Source organism: Flavobacterium panici, assembly GCF_903819335.1.
GTDB lineage: Bacteria > Bacteroidota > Bacteroidia > Flavobacteriales > Flavobacteriaceae > Flavobacterium > Flavobacterium panici.
Map to the genome: position 1 here is coordinate 1 of NZ_CAIJDE010000042.1, position 18,994 is coordinate 18,994.

General features: G+C 33.0%; 13 protein-coding genes and 1 rRNA gene. 10 read left to right on the top strand and 4 right to left on the bottom strand.

The window, feature by feature from the left end; genetic code table 11:
- Both FLAPXU55_RS11175 and FLAPXU55_RS11180 read right to left on the bottom strand, forming a co-directional pair.
- Positions 1-90 (bottom strand): 16S ribosomal RNA (locus FLAPXU55_RS11175); the annotation flags it as partial.
- A gap of 1,065 nt (positions 91-1,155) precedes the next feature.
- Positions 1,156-2,172, bottom strand: a complete 1,017-nt coding sequence (locus tag FLAPXU55_RS11180) for an LLM class flavin-dependent oxidoreductase (protein WP_180857718.1) — start codon at positions 2,170-2,172, stop codon at positions 1,156-1,158.
- Positions 2,173-2,346: 174 nt separating this feature from the next.
- On the opposite strand from FLAPXU55_RS11180, the gene FLAPXU55_RS11185 reads away from it, so the two are divergent.
- From FLAPXU55_RS11185 to FLAPXU55_RS11200, 4 genes are all read left to right on the top strand, one after another.
- A complete protein-coding gene (locus FLAPXU55_RS11185; RefSeq protein WP_180857719.1) occupies positions 2,347-2,862 on the top strand; it encodes a DUF2975 domain-containing protein in 516 nt (171 codons plus the stop codon).
- A 2-nt stretch (positions 2,863-2,864) separates the two neighbouring features.
- Positions 2,865-3,071 (top strand): helix-turn-helix domain-containing protein, encoded by a 207-nt coding sequence (locus FLAPXU55_RS11190; protein ID WP_012024053.1) that lies wholly within the window; start codon positions 2,865-2,867, stop codon positions 3,069-3,071.
- Positions 3,072-3,185: 114 nt separating this feature from the next.
- Positions 3,186-4,070, top strand: coding sequence for an ABC transporter ATP-binding protein (locus FLAPXU55_RS11195; protein ID WP_180857720.1), 885 nt, complete (start codon positions 3,186-3,188; stop codon positions 4,068-4,070).
- Between the two features lie 4 nt (positions 4,071-4,074).
- Positions 4,075-7,614: an ABC transporter permease/M1 family aminopeptidase gene (locus FLAPXU55_RS11200; RefSeq protein ID WP_180857721.1), complete on the top strand. Its 3,540-nt coding sequence runs from the start codon at positions 4,075-4,077 to the stop codon at positions 7,612-7,614.
- Positions 7,615-7,758: 144 nt separating this feature from the next.
- Here the strand turns inward: FLAPXU55_RS11200 and FLAPXU55_RS11205 are convergent, their stop codons facing one another.
- Positions 7,759-8,988 carry a polysaccharide deacetylase family protein gene (locus tag FLAPXU55_RS11205; protein WP_180857722.1) on the bottom strand — a complete coding sequence of 410 codons (1,230 nt, stop codon included), beginning with the start codon at positions 8,986-8,988 and terminating at the stop codon, positions 7,759-7,761.
- 367 nt (positions 8,989-9,355) lie between these two features.
- Here FLAPXU55_RS11205 and FLAPXU55_RS11210 point away from each other — a divergent pair, with 367 nt between their 5' ends.
- The gene (locus FLAPXU55_RS11210; protein WP_235992028.1) at positions 9,356-10,141 is read left to right on the top strand and encodes an alpha/beta fold hydrolase; all 786 of its coding nucleotides are present in this window, start codon (positions 9,356-9,358) and stop codon (positions 10,139-10,141) included.
- Positions 10,142-10,323: 182 nt separating this feature from the next.
- Here FLAPXU55_RS11210 and FLAPXU55_RS11215 read toward each other — a convergent pair whose 3' ends face one another.
- Complete coding sequence (locus tag FLAPXU55_RS11215) at positions 10,324-12,297, bottom strand: sigma 54-interacting response regulator (protein WP_180857723.1); 1,974 nt, start codon at positions 12,295-12,297, stop codon at positions 10,324-10,326.
- A gap of 207 nt (positions 12,298-12,504) precedes the next feature.
- Between FLAPXU55_RS11215 and FLAPXU55_RS11220 the strand changes: the two genes are divergently transcribed.
- The 5 genes from FLAPXU55_RS11220 (at position 12,505) to kdpA (ending at position 18,952) form a co-directional block, all read left to right on the top strand.
- On the top strand, positions 12,505-14,943 hold the full coding sequence (locus FLAPXU55_RS11220; RefSeq protein WP_180857724.1) for a sensor histidine kinase: 2,439 nt from the start codon (positions 12,505-12,507) through the stop codon (positions 14,941-14,943).
- Positions 14,944-14,993: 50 nt separating this feature from the next.
- On the top strand, positions 14,994-16,340 hold the full coding sequence (locus FLAPXU55_RS11225) for a sigma-54-dependent transcriptional regulator (RefSeq protein ID WP_180857725.1): 1,347 nt from the start codon (positions 14,994-14,996) through the stop codon (positions 16,338-16,340).
- 279 nt (positions 16,341-16,619) lie between these two features.
- The gene (locus FLAPXU55_RS11230; RefSeq protein WP_180857726.1) at positions 16,620-16,901 is read left to right on the top strand and encodes a DUF7674 family protein; all 282 of its coding nucleotides are present in this window, start codon (positions 16,620-16,622) and stop codon (positions 16,899-16,901) included.
- A gap of 180 nt (positions 16,902-17,081) precedes the next feature.
- On the top strand, positions 17,082-17,159 hold the full coding sequence (kdpF, locus tag FLAPXU55_RS11235; RefSeq protein WP_081909388.1) for a K(+)-transporting ATPase subunit F: 78 nt from the start codon (positions 17,082-17,084) through the stop codon (positions 17,157-17,159).
- A gap of 71 nt (positions 17,160-17,230) precedes the next feature.
- On the top strand, positions 17,231-18,952 hold the full coding sequence (gene kdpA, locus FLAPXU55_RS11240) for a potassium-transporting ATPase subunit KdpA (RefSeq protein WP_180857727.1): 1,722 nt from the start codon (positions 17,231-17,233) through the stop codon (positions 18,950-18,952).
- Positions 18,953-18,994: the final 42 nt, after the last annotated feature.

Below are 18,994 nucleotides of genomic sequence, written 5' to 3' on the forward strand. Positions count from 1 at the left end.
CTCTATCTCCGAAGAAATATACCCCTCGACTTGCATGTGTTAAGCCTGCCGCTAGCGTTCATCCTGAGCCAGGATCAAACTCTTCATCGTATATTTTAAATATTATTATTCGATGCTTTATCTAGTGGTTCTTTTCAAATCTCTCGATTCTATTACTCTTATTCTTTTGTTCCGATTTGCATCGGAACGGCTGTCAATTCAATATGTCTACGAACGTGTATTTCTTTTTATCTTCGCTTGTGTTTCAAAGCGGGTGCAAAACTAAAACTTCTTTTTGTTTCTCGCAAGAAAAATTTAAAATTTTTTGAAACTTTTTTTTTCGTTTCAATTTTCTTAATTTTTCTTCCAGTCTCTCAATGAACTTCCGTGTTTTGCGGGGTGCAAATGTAAAAGCATTTTTCAAATCTCACAAGCTTTTTCTAATCTTTTTTCTGAAAAATTTTTCAGTTTTGATTTCTTTTCCTGCCAGTCTTTCAGTGAACGTCTTTCGTTGTTGCGGGTGCAAAAGTAGAACCTTTATTTACATTTACAAGCCTTTTTTTTATATTTTTTCCATCTTTTTTATAAGTCACTGGTATCTTGCTTTTTACAAGGAAAAGTTTTTTTCGTAGTTTTATCTTTATTGGGAATTTTGGCTGTTTGGCTTCGCTGTGCCTGATTCTGCCGCGAAGGCACTAAGGCCCGAAGTCTGGTTTTTTCTGTGTTTTTTTAATCTCGCAGAGGCGCAAAGCCGCTAAGTTTCTATTTTTTCTTCGTTTTTTCTTATGGAAATGTCTTTTGCTTCGGAAATTTTATTCTGGGAACTTATGCCCTAGCCCCGATAGAAGTGGAAATCCTTTTATTTTGGGGTTCAAAATAAAAGATTGGAACGGATAGCGGGATTAAGCTCCTTAAAAAAAGTAAATCCCATTTTTTTAAATTCCAAATTCCAAACTCAAAAGGGCTTCGACTTCGCTCAGCCGGACACCTTCTATATACTAGGTATGGGTTAATTAGATTTTTTTTATACGTGACTTAGACGCACTGCTGTGCGTCTCTACGGAAAATTGGGACGTAGTTATAATTTTGTACTTATATATATAAACAACAAACCCGACAGGTTTTTTAAATCTGTCGGGTTGTGGGAATGAAATTTACTCTTATATATAAGTATACTTATATATGTATGCTTTCGTTTAGGCTATCTATTACTTCTTTTGTGATTTTAATACTTTTTAGTTTTGCCTGATGATCGAAGATTGGACTTGTTACCATTAGTTCGTCGATTCTTGCGTAGTTCATGAACTTTTTCAAATCGGCTATTAATTGTTCTTTGTTTCCTGTGAAAGTTCCGGCTGTCATTTGATTGACATGGAAACGTTCTGCTTCATTCATAATATCATCTAATGACGGAACTGGCGGCTGTAAACCTTTGCGGTCATTTCTAATTAGGTTTAGAAACATTTGATACAAACTTGTAGACAATAATTCTGCTTCTTCATTGGTATCTGCTGCGATTATATTCAGACACGCCATTGTTTTGGGTTTATCTAAATATTCTGAAGGCTGGAAATTTTCTCTATAAAATTCAAATGCCTGAATCATTAACTTTGGTGCAAAGTGTCCGGCAAAAGCATAAGGCAATCCGTAAGCTGCTGCCAATGCCGCGCTATCCATACTTGAACCTAGAATCCAGATAGGAACTTTTAGTCCTTCAGCTGGGAATGCGCGTACTTTTCCTGTTTCATTTTCGCTTGAAAAATACTCTTGGAGTTTGCTTACGTTTTGCGGAAAACGCTGTGCCTGCTCAAAAAAGTCTTTTCGAATTGCTTCGGCGGTTGGCTGATCTGTTCCCGGTGCTCTTCCTAAACCTAAATCGATTCGGTTTGGGTAAAGAGTTTCCAGGGTTCCAAATTGTTCGGCAACTACTAAAGGAGAATGATTCGGCAACATAATACCGCCAGAACCTACACGGATATTTTTAGTCTGACTTGCTACATAACCAATTAAAACAACTGTTGCTGTACTTGCAACGTGTGCCATATTGTGATGTTCTGCAAGCCAAAACCGCTTGTATCCTAAAGTATCTGCTAATTGCGCTATGTCTTTTGTTTTTTGAAATGTTTCTGTGGCATTGCTATCCTGAGTGATGATAGCGAGGTCTAATAATGAGACTGAAATTGGGTTTTTCATATAAAAAAATGCTAGTCTACAAAATTAACTCATTTATACGGATGCCTTTTGTTTTCTAATGTTAATAGATTTATAATATTTCTGAAACGCTTCAAAAATATAATTTTTAATAATTAATTATTGTTTTACGATAATTAATTATACATTTGCAATATCAATCTAACTTTTCTATATATGAAGACAACTCATATTGTATCCAGAATATTATTTTACTTTACCCGATTTTTGTCTGTGGTTTATTTCTTTTTGGCCGGATATTCTGTTTTTACATTAATTACGGGATTGTTTCTGACATTTAAAGACAACGGAAAGTATTTTCAGGTTTGTTATCCTTTTACTTCTCATCCTGTAATGCTTGGCGATTATAATCTGCCCTATATTCTTTTTGACTTTTTAGCTCCACTCAGTTTGTACGGCCTTTTCTTTTTATTGAGCAGTAATGTTTTTAAAGTGTTTTTTCAACCTAAATTATTTACTGTAAATGGAATTTCTCATTTAAGGCGTTTCTATTTATCCAATTTATTAATTCCGGGCATTGTAATATTTGTGGCTTTCTTTTTTGTTCCGCTGGATAATGAAGTCTCGCTTTTTATTCTATTGCACGGAATGCTTGGTGTTTTTGCTTACTTTTTAGCGGCCATTTTTAAACAAGGTTTAAACCTTCAGAACGAACAAGACTTATTTATATAACTATGCCAATAATTGTAAATGTTGATGTAATGCTTGCTAAACGTAAGATGCAGAGTAAAGAGTTGGCAGAAAAACTAGATATTACGCCTGCCAATTTATCGATTCTAAAAACTGGAAAAGCAAAAGGAATTCGGTTTGATACTCTCGAAGCTATTTGTAAAATATTGGATTGTCAGCCTGGCGATATTTTAGAATACGTGGCAGAATAGCTTTCTTTTAAATCTTATTTCACTCTTAATAAATCGGTTTTTGAAACCGATAGGTATTCTATTGCCTAAATTTTTCAAATCATAGTTAATTCAATCATCAAAATCAATCAAAAAATGAACAGTTTATCAATTAAAAATCTCAGCAAAACGTATGAGAACGGCACAAAAGTGATTGACGATTTATCGCTTGAAATTACAAACGGAATGTTTGGTTTACTAGGTCCAAACGGCGCCGGAAAATCGACTTTAATGCGAACTATTACCGCTTTGCAGGAACCCACTTCGGGAAGTATTGAATTTAACGGAATTAATATTCTGGAAAATCCAATGTTTATCAGGCAAAATTTAGGTTATCTGCCACAGGAATTTGGCGTTTATCCTAAAATTTCTGCTTATCGCCTGCTCGATCATCTGGCAGTTTTAAAAGGAATTGTCGATAAAAAGGAACGACACGATCAAATTTTGTTTTTATTACAGCAGACGAATTTATTGCAACACAAAGACAAAGCTGTTCATTCTTTTTCTGGTGGCATGCGTCAGCGCTTTGGAATTGCTCAGGCTTTACTTGGAAATCCGAAGATAATTATTGTAGATGAACCTACTGCGGGACTTGATCCGGAGGAAAGAAACCGATTTAATAATTTGTTGAGTGAAATTGGCGAAAGCATTATCGTGGTTTTATCGACTCATATTGTAGAAGACGTTCGCGATTTATGTCCCAAAATGGCGATTATATCGAATGGAAAATTGATTTTGGAAGGAAAACCAAATGAAGCAATCGATTCATTGAAAGATAAAATCTGGATGAAGGCGATTGATAAAACAGAACTGAAAGAACATCAATCGAACTTTAATATCATTTCGTCCAACTTAAATTCAGGGAAAATCAATATTCATGTTTTCTCGGATAAACGCCCAGATTCTGGTTTCGAATTGATATCGCCAGATTTAAGCGATGTTTATTTTAGTGTTTTAGCTCAAAATCAACTTAACAATTAGTGTTATGCTTTCTAAATTAATTCAATTTGAATGGCATAACAATACCAGAAGCTGGACTTTTTATGCCACGTTTATCATTTATTTGGTTTTAGGATTTTTTGTGAGCGCTTTTGCCAATTTCTCTTTTTCGGGAGCTTACAAAAATAGTCCGTATGTGCTTACGTATGCGATTGGCCTGATTTCGTTAATGACGATATTTTCGATTACACTTCAGGTTGCGCAGAGTTTTTTAAAGGAATATGAAACGAAATTCGATTCGATAATTTTCTCTTCTCCTATTTCTAAGTTTTATTATTTGGCTCCAAAATTTATTACGGCATTTATAATCGCCGTAGTTTCTTTTGGAAAGTTTATCCTTGGAATGATCGTTGGACATCAAATGTCGTGGCTTTCTAAAAGCGAGATTGGTCCTTTTGAAATTATAAATTATCTCTGGCCGTATTTTGTAATTGTGATTCCGAATATTTTTCTTTGTCTTTCTATATTGACGGCTTTGGCCTGGCTTACGCGAAGTAAACTTTTTATTTATGTTGGCGGTTTATTAATTTATATCTTATATATCGCGGGTTCGATTTTTTCTAATTCGCCCATCTTTGCAAATGCTTCTCCGTCTTCGGCGAAAGCCATGTCTTTGGCAGCTAAAATAGATCCGTTTGGTTTGGCTGCTTTTTTAGAACAAACAAGATATTGGACTTCAATTGAAAAAAATACCGAATTGTTTTCTCTTTCGGGGAACTTTTTATTTAACCGATTGTTGTGGATTTCAGTTTCTCTGCTTTTACTTTTTGTTTCGTATCGATTGTTTTCCTTCCGAAAAACGAAAACCAAAAAGATAAAAACTCTTAAAATTGTTTCAAAAGAAGTAAAAATCCTTTCTTCGGAAATTCCAAAAAACATCGAGTTCAAAACTTTCAGGCATAATTTTGTTGTTTTTAAAAGCAATATAAAACTGGATATTTTTTTAGTTCTAAAAGGAATTCCGTTTTTAGTGATTGTTCTTTTGTTTTCGGGATTATTGATAATCGAAATTTCGGATGAAATTGACGGTGGAATCCGATTAGCCGAAAAAATTACCGATACGGCTTTGATGATTTCCACCATAATGGATCGTCTGCCGTTTATTCTGATCTTGATTTTACTTTTTTACAGCAATGAATTATTAAACCGAAGCGAAAATTCAAGATTTGAAATGCTGGAAAATACCGCACCTTATTCTCAATTTGTAGTTTTACTATCCAAATTGACAGCACTTTTTATCATTCCGTTACTCATTATTAGCATTAGTATATTGATTGGATGCGTCTTTCAGATTGTGAATGCCAATGCTCCAATCGAAATTGGTCTTTATCTTTCTTTGTTTTATTATCTGGGATTTCCGTTGTTGTTGATCTCGATTTTGGTAATTGCGATTCAGACTTTTATTAAAAATAAATATATCGGACTTTCGGTTGCTGCTTTTGTCTGCATTTTGTTTTGTACGGGAATTGGAGAACAATTGGGAATTTCGCATCCTTTACTACGATTTGGAAATGCTTTTAAAAGAGAATATTTTGATCTAAATGGTTTCGGAAAATATACTTTTCCGTTTCATATTTTGGTGTTATACAATTTCGGATTGGCTTTACTGCTTCTTACTTTGACTGGAATTTTGTGGAAAAGAAACGCTTCAATTGTAAAAACCTTCCGAAGAAATTCATTTAATGATATTCAGAAAGTAACTTTTGCATTGGGAATTATCCTTTTTATTGGTTTTGGAAGTTATCTTTTTTATAAAACGAATATCGAATATCCGTATTTAACCGAAGAAGATCAGAATAATTGGAGCGAGCAATATGAAAAGCAATTCAAAAAATATACAAATCTTGCGCAGCCCACGATTGTTTCTGTAGAAAGTAAAGTTGATTTATTTCCTGAGGAAAATCGTTATGAAGTAAAAGGCACTTATGAATTGATCAATAATTCTGAAAAAACTATTGATAGTTTACTCCTATATATAGATCGAAATTCTAAACTTACTTCTGTTGAAATTCCGAATTCGAAAAATCTGGATGATGTTTCGGCATTTCATCATTATTGGTATCGATTGGAAAAACCTTTGTTACCTCAACAGAAAATGAAAATGAATTTTTCTTTTGAGTCGTCGTGGTCACCATTTAAAGGACATACTGCCTTTAATTCTATAATAGAAAATGGTTCTTTTATGCGAATAAGCCGTTACTTTCCGCTTTTTGGTTATCAGGAATCGAATGAAATCAGCAGTAAAAAAGAGCGCGCAAAAAGACATTTGAAACCACAGATGCCTCTTGAAAAACTAGAAGACAAATCGGAAATTAAATATGATTTTATTGATTATGATGCAGTGGTTTCAACTTCTAAAAATCAAACGGCGATTGGTGTTGGAGATTTAATTGGGAATTGGCAAAAAGACAACCGTAATTATTTTCATTATAAATCTAACGGTAAGATTCCGTTTCGATTTGCTTTTTCTTCTGCCGAATATGAAATCCAAAAAACGAATTATAAAGCTATTTCGATTGAAGTTTTTTATGATAAAAGACATTCGAGAAACATTAAAAAACTAATTCAGGATGTAAAAAACACTTTAGATTACTGCCAAAATAACTTTGGTAAATATCCATACAAAACAATTCGTTATGCCGAAGTTGCTGCTTTCGCCGATGGATTTGCGGCGACTTCTTATCCGTCGACGGTTTTTATGAAAGAGAATTTTGGTTTTTACAGCAACCTCAACAATAAGGATAAGGAAGATGTAATTAATCAATTAACGGCTCATGAATTGTCGCATGAATGGTGGGGAAATTCGCAGATCAATCCGGAACAAAAAGAAGGAAGCTGGATTTTGACCGAAACTCTGGCGCAATACACGGAACTCATGCTTTATGAAAAAGAACATGGTTTGGAAAAAGCGCTCGAAACTTTAAAAATTCATCTCGATTTATATTTGAGCAGCCGAAGTTATGATCCTGAAACGCCTTTGTATAAAACAAATTACGATACGCCGCATTTACCTTATGATAAAGGAATGCTCGTAATGCATCAGCTTCGGGTTTTAATTGGTGAAGAAAAGGTAAATCTGGCTTTGAAAAATTTTCTTAATCATTATAAATATCCAAACCCGTTTCCTGATTCTGAGGATTTATTAAATGAAATTTATGCGGTAACGGATAAAAAACTACATTCTAAATTAGATGAAATGTTTAAGCAGATTATCACGTATTCGTCAAAAATAGAATCTTTTTCAAGTAGTAAAAAGAATGGTTTTTATGAAGTTTCTTTTAAAGCTGATTCTGAAAAATTCAGAGAAAATGCAACCGGAGAACGAAAACAAATTCCAAACGATGCTTCAATAGATATTGGGATTTATGATGAAAACGGGAAATTATTTCGTTATCCTTTTGCCATAAAAAACAATAAAATTGAAGGAAAAATTAAACTCAAAACAAAACCTCAACGTATTGTTATTGATCCGTATTTAATGAACATTGATACTTTTATAAAGGACAACGAGAAGGAAATTGATTAGTTTTTTTGCCACGAATTCCACGAATTTTCACTAATTATTTTTTTGCCACAGATTAAAAGGATTAAAATGATTTTTTGCTTACGCTAAAGTTTATCCTCAAAGTAAATAATCCAAATAATCCTTTTAATCTGTGGCAAAAAACTTTTACTTCAGCTGAATTAAAATCTGCTTGTGAGTTGTTTTTCCATCGTCTTTAATTTTTAAATCTTTATTTGATTCGATTTCAAATTTTGAAGAAGTATCGATTGCTAAAGAAATATCTTTATTTCTAAAAGTTTCTGGAATTTCAGGCAGTTCAATTTTAACTTCAATTTCTTTATTATTTTGTTTGTAATCGACTTTAATTCTGTCTCTTAACCAAATGTATTCGTAAACTTCCTGCCACGGCGCCATCCAGATGGAATCGTTTCCTTTTGCACCGTATTTATTGGCAAGCGTTGTCATATAGTATTTAAAATCAGGGAAACGCATGCTTAAATTCCACAAATTTGTATTTCCAGTTCCATGTGTAAATTCGTTAAACCAAACTGTATTAGGTTGTTTTACAATTGAATCTATGGTTTTTAAATAACGATCCATTGTTTTGAAACTGGTTGTATCTTTTGAACTCTGCACAAAAGTTCTGGCCGTAATCATTTTATCTAGATTTACTTTTGAATCGGCATTAAAAACGGGTCCAACACCATAATAAGATGCTACAGAAAAATGTCCGTTATTAAGTGCCTCTTTTTCATATTCCAAATAATATTTCTCATCACCTTCTCCGCCCGGAACCACAAAATGAGACATAGTAAAATCAAGATTCTGCTTTATTGAAGTGGTGTTTTCGGTTACTTCTGTCAAATAATTTGTGCCGTGTTTTGTTGCGTGGTGAAAACCGTGATTCAAAATGTCCCAACCAGCATTGTACATTTCTTTAATTTCCGACCACGAAAGATGTCCGCGATTTGCCGGTAAATCACGAATTGCCCCACCATTTACTGCCAAAGCCAATTTAAACGGAATTTTATTCCCGAATCCGTCTGAATAAAAAAGACCTTTTGAAATTGTTCCGTCTCCGCCCTGATCGATTTTCCATTCGTTTTTATCTGGGCTGCTGATTTTTCCTCCATTCAATAATGGAAAAGCCGTTAAATAAGCAGATCGATAGCCATCATCAAGTGTAAAACTGTAGGCGAAATGTTTGTTGAATTTTAGTGGAGCTGGTTTTATTGTGACTTTGTTGTTTGATTTTAATTTGATTTTAAAGGAAATGGTTTTAGTTTTTGAGGAATCTGTTTGAGTATAATCATTTCCAAAACAAACAAATGCTGAATTAATTAAGAGAACGAAAGTGAATAAAAAGGATTTTATTCGGGAATGTGGTATTTTCATTTTAAAGTTAGAATTAGAGATTCTAAAGATACATATACTTTAAAATAAATTGATAATTGTTGAGTGTAATAATTGAACGCGGATAAAAACGGATTCACTTCGTGAAAACGCTGATTGACACAGATTTGATTTTTAAAATAATAAACCAGAAATAAAAAATCCGTTTTATCCGCGTTTTCACGAAGTGAATCCGTAAAATCAGCGTCTAAATTTTATCGAACTAAAAGTTGATATTTCAACACATTAAACATATTTAACGAAATATAATAGTTCTCCCTAATTCAATATCACAGGAAATCCTTTATAATCAATACTTCACAAAAGGGCATGCAGATTGTATTTTAAAATACAACTAAAAAATCCTGCTATGTATCTATCTAATACAAAAACAATTGTGTTTATTTCGGGAGCTTTTGTGAGCCATTTTTATTGGGAAGAATGGATTACTTTTTTTGAAAATAAAGGATACAAAGTTGTAGCTCCGCCCTGGCTTCATAAAAATGATTCGGCTGAAAATTTAAGGAAACAAAATCCGTGTGTAAAAATTGGATCGATCAGTTTGTTTGATCTTTTGTGCTATTATACCGAAATTATTGAAAAACTTCCGGAGAAACCTATTTTAGTTGGACATTCTTATGGCGGACTTTTAGTACAATTGCTGGTTCAGAAAAATTTAGCGGAAGCTGGAATTTGTATCAATTCCTTTCCGCCCAAAGGCTTTACATCTTTAAAAATTTCCTTTTATAAAATTATTTTGGGTTTTTCGTGCGACATTTTTTCTTCTAAAAAAACTTTCATTTTATCATTCGAAAACTGGAAAAATATATTCTTCAATATTGCATCAATTGAAGAACAAAAAGCAGAATATGACAAATTCATTATTCCTGAATCTAAAAAAGCTTTGTGGAATTTATTTTCAAAAAATGCTAAAATCAATTTCAGAAAAAAACATGTTCCGCTCTTTTTTATTTCTTGTTCTGAAGACCAAATTATTTCACCAAAATTGGTTCATTGGAATTTTAGAAAACATAGAAATCTACATTCAATAACTTGTTATAAAGACTTCAAAAACAAAAATCATTTTGTCATACTTCATCCCGAATGGCAGGAAGTTGCAGAAAGTGTTACAAGATGGATTGAAAAGGTTACTTAACTTAATTAATTTAAACATATAGAAATATAGGTTTTACTGGTTTGAAAAAGGCATTTCACTTGCATTAACAAACATAGGCTATGTGTGAGAAACTAGTTTCTTTTAATTTTCTTTTTATAGATAAAGAATCCCGATAGCTATCGGGACTATGTGTTTAATTATATTTTATATAGAGGAACCAGCTAACTTATTTCTCTCTTAATTTCTAATTTCTTGATTTTTGAATTTAAGGTTGAAGGATGAATATCTAAAATTTCGGCTGCACCACCCGCGCCGGAAATCTTTCCGTTACATTTTTTAAGGATATATAAAATGTAATCCCGTTCATTTTCTAAAATGGTTTTAATCGAAAAAGAATCGGTATTTTGCTGTGTGTGCATTTTTGATGAAGGTGAAAATTCAATTGCTTTAATTGTATTTCCTTCTGTGAGCAATAATGTACGCTGGATGAGATGCTCGAGTTCTCTAATATTTCCCGGCCAATCGTAATTTGTTATTTGCTGTAAGGCATTATCAGAAAGCATTGGCACTTTTCGATTCATTCTTTCGCTGTATATTTTTATAAAATGATCTGCTAATTCGGGAATATCTTCTTTTCGTTTTTTTAATGACGGAACTAGAATTGGGAAAACATGAAGTCGGTAATACAAATCCATTCTAAAACGTCCGGCAGCGACTTCTTCTTCAAGGTTTTTATTCGTTGCTGCAATTATGCGAACATCGATTTTTATAGGCATAAGTCCGCCAACACGTTCTATTTCACGTTCTTGTAAAACACGCAATAATTTTACCTGAAGTTCTAATGGCATCTCTCCTATTTCATCCAGAAAAATTGTTCCGCCGTTTGCCAATTCAAATTTTCCTATTCGTTTTTCTAAAGCTCCTGTAAAAGCCCCTTTTTCATGTCCGAATAAAAGAGATTCGGCAAGGTTTTCAGGAATGGCACCACAGTTTATAATAATTAATGGTTTGTCTTTTCTTGGCGATAAATCGTGAATGCTTTTGGCTATTTTTTCTTTTCCGGTACCGCTTTCTCCTAAAATTAAAACGGAAGTATCTGATGGTGCTACTTTTTTAATGTAATTAAAAACCGTTATCATTTGTGAACTGTTGCCAATTATTCCTTCAAAACCAGATTTTGTATTTTCGGTTTTTTCTTTTTTCTGCGGAATTTCTTTTGTTTCTAAAATTGTTGCTGCAGGCGAATAAAAACGGGAAATAAATTGTGAAAATGTATTTTCAAGATTGGATAACAGTTTCAGATTTTCATCGGAATAAACATTAAAATTACGGCTGTAAAACGTAAAACAAAAACGCTGCGAAACTGCAATTGAAAGCGGAAAAACCAAATATGATTTGATTCCGAAATTATGCGAAATAATTCCTTTTATCGGCGCGGCCTGAAAATTATTAATCAGTGATTCTTCACTGTAAATAATTGGTTTTATGTCTATTTGAGATTTTACGTAGGTTTCGTTTAACTCTTTTATGGATATATCGGCAATTTGAGAAAACTTTTGTACGCTTATAATTTGGTATTGATCGATATTTTTTCGGATGATTCCGAGGTTCGAATATTGTTCTGCATTTACAAATCCAGCTTCTAAATAATCAAAGCAGATAAAAGTCTGAATGATTTTAGCAAAAGCCAATAAAGCTTCTTCTAGTTTTAGGTTTGAATTGATTAATTCTGTAATCTCATTTTTCAATTCCAGTTGCTGCATTAACTGCGATTCGAGACTGTATTTTTGTCTGTAAAACGCGATTTCTAGCGTTGTTAGAATATCTTGTTCTCTAAAAGGTTTTACAATGAATCCGTATGGCTGCGTAGTTTTGGCCTGATCCAGGATTCTCTTGCTTGAATTTGCCGAAATAAAGATAAAACCGATATTTTTTTCCTTTAAAATATGTGCCAGATAAATTCCGTTTTTATCTCCTTTGAGCATAATATCCAAAAATACCAAATCTGGTTTTTGGGTCTGAATTACATCCAAAGCCTGTTCGACAGAACGCACAATTCCTATAACATTATAATTTGCTTTTTCCAGAATTAACTGCAAATCATGTGCTTCAATAAATTGATCTTCAACAATTAATATTTCTTTTTTAAAGTCGGTTTCGTCAGATTGGGTGCTTTTATCAGACAAGGTTCCCATAAATGTAGTATTATTTATATTATAATTTTATAATTCACTGGCATAAAATTAGTTAAATATCGCCAGTAATTTCAGTGTTTTGGAAAAATTAAATTAAAAAAATCACATTTAATGTGAATTTTCTTGATATTTTTCAAAAAAACCACACTCCTTTATTTCTATATTTGTTTACTAAAACCAATCCAAAAAACTAATTTTTAAGAAATTATGAAACGACCGCTTACTTTCTATTTGATTTTCTTAATTACCAATTCATTATTTGCACAAATAGCCCCTGCTGTAGCTAAATATGATCTTGCTAAAAGGAGATTATTAATACAAAGCTGTTCTACCTATTTATTTAATGCCAATCAAGGTGCAATAGATGTTGATAGTGCTGTAGTTGTTGCTTGCAAAGCTTACAAATTGCCTGTTTCATTAAGTTATACTGAAGGTTTTAGTGATGATACAAAATTAATTGGAAGTGAGTTCGTAGATAAAGGAAACATCACTTCTGTACTAAAGCTTTTGGCTAAATCAAAGGGTGAAGACCAAATTAAATTATTACTTCAATTAGGGAGTTTTTATCTTTTTAAACCGGGAACAAAACCGCAGGATTTAAAAAACGCAAAACTTTATATTGATAAAGCAGTTTTGGCAAGTAATCAAAGTAAAATAAAAAGATTACAGCATCAAAGTTTATTGTTATTAGGTAAATATTATTATCAGGCTAATAATCAGCCGGAAGGCAAAAAAATATTTTTGCAGGTTATACACGAATGCCGAAAACAAAATGACAAATTAGGTCTTGCCGAAGCTTTAGATGCTTACGGAACTCTTTTATTCAATCTTGATCCCGAAAAAGAAAAAATACTGCAAGAAGCCGTTTCGCTTTATGCTTCTTTAGGTTTAGAAGAAAAGAGAATAGAGAATTACACCAAAATCACGACAATCTATTTTTGGACAAATAAAGTAAATGAAGCTAAAAAAAGATTGTATCAAAATTTAGTTGATTTACGAAAAATTGGCTTTACACATGAGCAATTTGCGGAAACAACAATTGCTTATATTGAAATGGCAATGCACAATATCCCAAACGCATTATATTATGCCCTAAAAAGTGTAAAAAGAATGGATGCTGAAAAGGATTATACTTTTGGTGACATTTTTTATATGCGTTTGGGAGATGTATATAATCATTATGGCCATCACGAAGAAGCCTTGGAATTGTACAAAAAAAGTATCGAAATAGGCCAGCATACTATTGATACCGGCACTTGGTACAAAAGTTTTTATAGTGCTGTAGCAGCTTTATCTCTAAAAGGAAAAACTAAAGAAGCGATTGTTTATATTAATTCAATGACAGAAAAACATCCTCCTAAAAGTACTTTTGATAAAATGTCTGTTGCGTATGTTAAAGCCAATTCTTATGACGAAATAAAGGATTTTGTTAAAGCTGAAAAATACTTTAAAGAAACCGCTTATTATGCACAGCAGTTAAATGGTCCGGAAACTTTTAGAGAAGTTGTTCACGAATATATTATAATAGCTCTTTTTTATATCAAAATAAATAAGCCTCAGGAAGCTAAATTTTATTCTGATAAAGCTGCCGCGCTTTTAAAAAACAATGACAAATACGATTCGCATGCATTACAACTTTTACGGTACAAAACAGACTCGATCAATGGTGATTTTAAAGGTGCGCTAGAACGTTTTAAAGATTATAAAAAAATAATGGATTCAGTTCATGGAGTAGATAAAAACAAACAAATTGACGAACTCAAAATTCAATATGAAACGGCCAATAAGGAAGAAAAAATTAAACTTTTAAATGATCAGGATAAATTACAAAAAAGCGAATTGCGAAAATCAAAACTTTTAAATAGTGTTTCTATATGGAGTTTAGTATTGTTACTGGTTGTAATTGCATTATTGTTTAACCGATATCGTTTAAAACAACGAAATCACGCCAAACTTGAAATCAAGGAAAAAGAAATCAACCAGAAAAATATCAATCTGAAACATTTACTGGATGAGAAAGAATGGCTGTTGAAAGAAATCCACCATCGTGTAAAAAACAATCTTCAAACTGTAATTAGTCTGCTCAATTCACAATCGGCTTATTTAGAAAATGATATGGCATTGTCGGCGATAAAAAACAGCCAGCACAGGATTCATTCAATGTCTTTGATTCATCAAAAATTATATAATTCTGAGAATATTTCGACGATTAATATGCCGAATTATATTAAAGAATTAGTCGAATATTTACGAGATTCTTTTTCGCTTGGACAGAGAATTCGCTTTGAAGTAAAAATCGATCCGCTGGAATTAGATGTTGCGCACGCCGTTCCGTTGGGATTGATTTTAAATGAAGCAATTACAAATTCTATTAAATATGCTTTTCCCGAAGATCGAACCGGAATGATTTATATAACGCTCGAAACTATAGCCGAAAATCAATATGTTTTAACTATTTCCGATAACGGGATTGGTTTTGATTTGAACCTCAACAATAAAAAAGCAAACTCTTTCGGAATGAGCTTGATAAAAGGTTTAACGGATGATCTTGATGGAAAATTGACGATGGAAAATAATAACGGAACGATTTTGAAAATCGAATTTTCGCAAGAATTTCCGTTGAATCAAAAAAGGAAAATGATTTAAAACCTACATTTGTACATCAAAATACCTACTTGGTTTTAGCTTATCTGCAAATGACACACAAAATTTTAATTATAGACGACGAAGAAAAACTGAGAAGTCTGCTGGCGCGTATTATAAAATCGGAAGGATTCGAAGTTTTTGAAGCCAAAGATTTAAAGTCAGGTTTTAAGAAACTCGAACAAACGGATATTGATGTTGTTTTATGTGATGTAAAACTCCCTGACGGAAATGGTGTTGATTTTCTTCAAAATATAAAAGGAAGTTTTCCTCTCATAGAAGTTATTCTTTTAACTGCTTTTGGAAATATTCCGGATGGCGTTCAGGCAATGAAAAATGGTGCTTTCGATTATATTGTAAAAGGCGATGATAATGATAAAATTATTCCGCTTCTTTATAAAGCAGTTGAAAAAGTGCATTTACAGAAAAAAGTGCAACAGCTTGAAAAACGTATTAATGATAAATATTCATTTAGTACTATTGTCGGAAAATCTAAAGGAATTGAACAGGTTATTGATCTTGCACAAAAAGTAGCCAAAACCGATTCGACTGTTTTACTTACTGGCGAAACCGGAACCGGAAAGGAAGTTTTTGCACAGGCCATTCATGAAAACAGTAATCGCGTCGGTAAATCTTTTGTGGCTTTAAACTGCAGCACTTTTAGTAAAGAAATTCTGGAAAGTGAACTTTTCGGACACAAACAAGGAGCTTTTACGGGAGCTTTGAAAGATAAAAAAGGTTTTATTGAAGAAGCCAATGGCGGAACTTTATTTCTGGATGAAATTGGTGAAATGCCAATTGATCTTCAGGCAAAATTATTACGTGTTTTAGAAACTTCAGAATATATTCCTGTTGGTGACACCACTCCAAAAAAATCAAATTTCAGATTAATTGCGGCTACAAATCGAGATTTAAAAACAGAAAGCGACGAACATCGTTTCCGTTCTGATCTGTATTTCCGTTTGAATATCTTCGAAATAAAACTGCCTTCTTTACGGGAAAGAATAAAAGATATTGCGGTATTGACAAATCATTTCGTGAAACAGTTTTCTGAAAAAACGAATAAAAAAACATTACATATCTCAGATGATTTTCTGCAGAAATTAGAAAACTATTCCTGGCCGGGAAATATCCGTGAACTTAAAAATATTATCGAAAGATCGGTTATTTTGAGTAATGGCGATACTTTAACTTCAGATGTTCTGCCTTACGAAATGCAGCATCAAGCCGAAAAAAGCACCAAATCAATGTCGGCTTTCTCTATGCAGAGTGTTGAAAAACTGCATATTCAAAAGGTTTTAAATTATACCAAAGGAAATAAAGCGGAAACGGCAAGATTATTAGAAATTGGGATTGCAACTTTGTATAGGAAGTTAGAAGAGTACAATATACAGCTGTAATCCTGCAAGGTTTTCAAAACCTTGTAGGTTTAGATTTTAAATAATTCGAACTTTACACTTAATATAATACCTACAAGGTTTTGAAAACCTTGCAGGAATTGGTAATAATCAAAACAACCTTATCATTTCAATAAAAGCTTATCATTTTGATAGGCTTTTTTTATGCCTGATTTTTGGCACAAAACCACATTCCTTTTATTTACAACACTTTAGCTAAAACTTCATTTTTTCGGAACATATTTTGGCATAAGGAGGGAGAACATTAAAAATTCATTCAAAATGAAAAACCAAGTCACCTCAATCTACAAAGAAGCAGAACGTTTTGCCGAGATAACCAAAAAATCTATTATTTCTGGAAACATCGTTCGTGCCAAAAAATGTCTGGCTCTTGCCGAACGTTTGTTTATAACCGGAAGCATCGAAACTAAAAATGCCATTTCTAATGTGTATGTTTTTTCGGTTTCTTCTTTTATGGAAGTGCGTCACTGCAATATTTCACATCTTTTTCCACAAACACTTAAAACGGAATATATCAAACAGGTTAATTCTTCGGGCGTGTAAATATGTTGAATCGATTAACTGTTTTTTTTTAATTGTTTAATGGAAAAAATCTTAAATCTAAAGTCTACAATCTTAAATCTAAAATAATTATCCCATGATCACTTTTCTTTTACTAGGACTGGCCGTTGCCCTGTTTGCCATTTGTTTTCTCTCTGTTGAATTTTTTGAAAAAATCTAATCATGACCGCATTATTTATAATCTCAATCGCCGTTTTCGTGTATTTGGTTTATGTATTAATCAAACCCGAAAAATTTTAAAAAATGAATTTTTAGAATTTAAGATTGTCTCAAAGTCTAAAATCTAAAATCAACAATCTAATATTAAATATATGAACACAGAATTATTAGGCGTCATTGGTATTTTCATCTTAACCATTGTTTTAGCGATTCCATTAGGGAAATACATTGCTAAAGTTTATTTGGGAGATAAAACACTTTTTGACCCGATTTTCAATCCAATTGAAAAATTTATCTTTAAAATCAGCGGTATCAATTCCACTGAAGAAATGAACTGGAAACAACACTTAAAAGCACTTTTAAGTATTAATATGATTTGGTTCTTTCTTTGCTTTTTTGTCTTATTATTTCAGGGATCTTTACCTCTTAATCCTGATAACAACCCCTCTATGACGCCTGATCTGGCATTTAATACTGCTATTTCATTTTTAGTCAATTGTAACTTACAGCATTATTCAGGCGAAAGCGGGGTTTCTTACCTTTCACAAATCGTCTTGATGTTCCTTCAATTTGTTTCTGCCGGTATCGGAATGGCTGCTGCTGCAATGATTTTTACAGCAATGAAAGAAAGAACGACAGAACAATTGGGTAATTTTTATAATTATTTCATCAAAAGCTGTACTCGTATTTTATTACCGCTTTCAGCAATTGTAGCTGTTGCACTAGTTTTTAGCGGTACTCCAATGACTTTTGAAGGTAAAGATGCTATTACGACACTTCAAGGTGATCACGTAGAAGTTTCTCGCGGACCTGCTGCAGCCTTTATTGCTATCAAACATATTGGTACAAATGGTGGTGGATTTTTTGGAGCTAACTCAGCACATCCGTTAGAAAACCCAACTTATTTTACGAATGGAGTTGAGCTTTGGGCGCAAATGATCATTCCGTTTGCGATGATTTTTGCTCTTGGATTTTACCTCAACAAAAGAAAATTATCAAACATCATTTTTGGTGTAATGACGATCGGATTTCTACTTCTGGTTGTTCCAACAGTTATGAGTGAAATCAACGGAAATCCTGCTATCGAAAAAATGGGTATCGCACAAACAACCGGAGCGATGGAAGGAAAAGAAGTTCGGTTTGGTCCCGCAATGTCAGGTTTCTGGAGTATTGCTACAACGGTAATTTCTACAGGTTCTGTAAACAGTATGCACGATAGTTCAATGCCAATGTCTGGTACTATGCAGCTATTATCTATGATGGTGAATGCCTTTTACGGCGGATGTGGTGTGGGTATTTTAAACTACTATATTTTCATTATTCTGGCTGTATTTATCTCTGGATTAATGGTTGGTCGAACTCCTGAATTTTTAGGAAAGAAAATCGAAGCGCGGGAAGTAAAAATTGCTGCTTTTATCGCCATTCTTCATCCTTTATTAATATTAGCCGGAACTGCTTTAGCTTCTTATTTTGCTGCGCATGATACTGCAATGGGTTATTGGTTTAACGGAAACGCGACAGGCTGGTTAAACAATCCCGGCAACCACGGATTCTCAGAAATGTTATACGAATACACTTCTAGTGCTGCCAATAACGGTTCTGGTTTTGAAGGATTGGGAGATAATAATCCGTTCTGGAACATCACTACAGGAATTGTATTACTGTTAAGCCGTTTTATTCCAATCATTGGACCATTGGCAATTGCTGGTTTATTGGCAGGTAAAAAATACATTCCGGAAAGTGCAGGAACTTTAAAAACGGATACATCCATTTTCGGAATCATGACTTTTGCCGTAATCGCAATTATCGCTGCTTTATCATTCTTCCCAGCATTGGCTTTAGGTCCATTGGCAGAATTCTTTACTTTAAAATAATAACTCATTTTTCAATGCTGAAAATATTTAAACACATAGAAA